The sequence below is a fragment of the Nocardioides sp. IC4_145 genome, assembly GCF_011250565.1.
Lineage (GTDB): Bacteria > Actinomycetota > Actinomycetes > Propionibacteriales > Nocardioidaceae > Nocardioides.
The window spans coordinates 57,440-59,332 of sequence record NZ_JAANMS010000029.1; the positions used below are offsets into that span (position 1 = coordinate 57,440).

1 rRNA gene (running past one end of the window) is annotated in these 1,893 nt (G+C 56.1%); it reads left to right on the forward strand.

What is annotated here, in order from left to right:
- Positions 1-1,863 (forward strand): 23S ribosomal RNA (locus tag G6553_RS20715); it begins 1,506 nt to the left of the window's first position.
- The last annotated feature ends 30 nt before the right edge of the window (positions 1,864-1,893 follow it).

A 1,893-nucleotide genomic window follows, 5' to 3' on the forward strand; every position in this document is an offset into this window, starting at 1 on the left:
TAAGCCGCCGGTTTGTCCGGTTGGTTCAGGTGTGTGGATGGGTAGGGGAGCGTCGTGTCACCAGTGAAGCTCCGGAGTGATCCAGGGGTGGAGGTGACACGAGTGAGAATGCAGGCATGAGTAGCGAATCACGTGTGAGAAACACGTGCGCCGAATGATCAAGGGTTCCAGGGTCAAGCTAATCTGCCCTGGGTAAGTCGGGACCTAAGGCGAGGCCGACAGGCGTAGTCGATGGACAACGGGTTGATATTCCCGTACCGGCGAAGTAGCGCCCATGACGAACCTGGTGATGCTAACCACCCGAAACCACGTCTACTGAACCCTTCGGGGGGATGGGATGTGGCGGAGCGTGGGACCCGAGCTGGTAGTAGTCAAGCGATGGGGTGACGCAGGAAGGTAGTCCAACCACGGCGATGGTTGTCCGTGGCCAAGGATGTAGGGAGAGGTCTAGGCAAATCCGGATCTCTGACTTTGATGTCGTTCCTGAGATCTGATGGGGACCCGTATGGGGAAGTGGATGATCCTATGCTGTCGAGAAAAACCTCTAGCGAGCTACGAGCCGCCCGTACCCCAAACCGACTCAGGTGATCAGGTAGAGAATACCAAGGCGATCGAGCGAACCATGGTTAAGGAACTCGGCAAAATGCCCCCGTAACTTCGGGAGAAGGGGGGCCGGATCCGTGAACCACCTTGCGTGGGGACGCGGTGATGGCCGCAGAGACCAGGCCCAAGCGACTGTTTACTAAAAACACAGGTCCGTGCGAAGTTGTAAGACGATGTATACGGACTGACTCCTGCCCGGTGCTGGAAGGTTAAGGGGACCTGTTAGACACGCAAGTGTCGAAGCGGAGAACTTAAGCCCCAGTAAACGGCGGTGGTAACTATAACCATCCTAAGGTAGCGAAATTCCTTGTCGGGTAAGTTCCGACCTGCACGAATGGAGTAACGACTTGGGCGCTGTCTCAACCGTGGACTCGGCGAAATTGCACTACGAGTAAAGATGCTCGTTACGCGCGGCAGGACGGAAAGACCCCGGGACCTTTACTATAGTTTGGTATTGGTGTTTGGTTCGGCTTGTGTAGGATAGGTGGGAGACTGTGAAGCATTCACGCCAGTGAGTGTGGAGTCATCGTTGAAATACCACTCTGGTCGTACTAGATGTCTAACCTAGGTCCGTGATCCGGATCAGGGACAGTGCCTGATGGGTAGTTTAACTGGGGCGGTTGCCTCCTAAAATGTAACGGAGGCGCTCAAAGGTTCCCTCAGCCTGGTTGGCAATCAGGTGGCGAGTGTAAGTGCACAAGGGAGCTTGACTGTGAGACAGACATGTCGAGCAGGGACGAAAGTCGGAACTAGTGATCCGGCCACGGCATGTGGAAGCGTGGTCGCTCAACGGATAAAAGGTACCCCGGGGATAACAGGCTGATCTTCCCCAAGAGTCCATATCGACGGGATGGTTTGGCACCTCGATGTCGGCTCGTCGCATCCTGGGGCTGGAGCAGGTCCCAAGGGTTGGGCTGTTCGCCCATTAAAGCGGCACGCGAGCTGGGTTTAGAACGTCGTGAGACAGTTCGGTCCCTATCCGCCGCGCGCGCAGGAAACTTGAGAAAGGCTGTCCCTAGTACGAGAGGACCGGGATGGACGAACCTCTGGTGTGCCAGTTGTCCCGCCAGGGGCACGGCTGGTTAGCTACGTTCGGAAGTGATAACCGCTGAATGCATCTAAGCGGGAAGCACGTTTCAAGATGAGGTTTCCCACCACGTAAGTGGGTAAGGCCCCCAGCAGAACACTGGGTTGATAGGCCGGAGGTGTACAGCAGTAATGCCTAGCCGACCGGTACTAATAGGCCGAGGGCTTGTCCCACAACCACTCAACCAAGACAACAACCACACA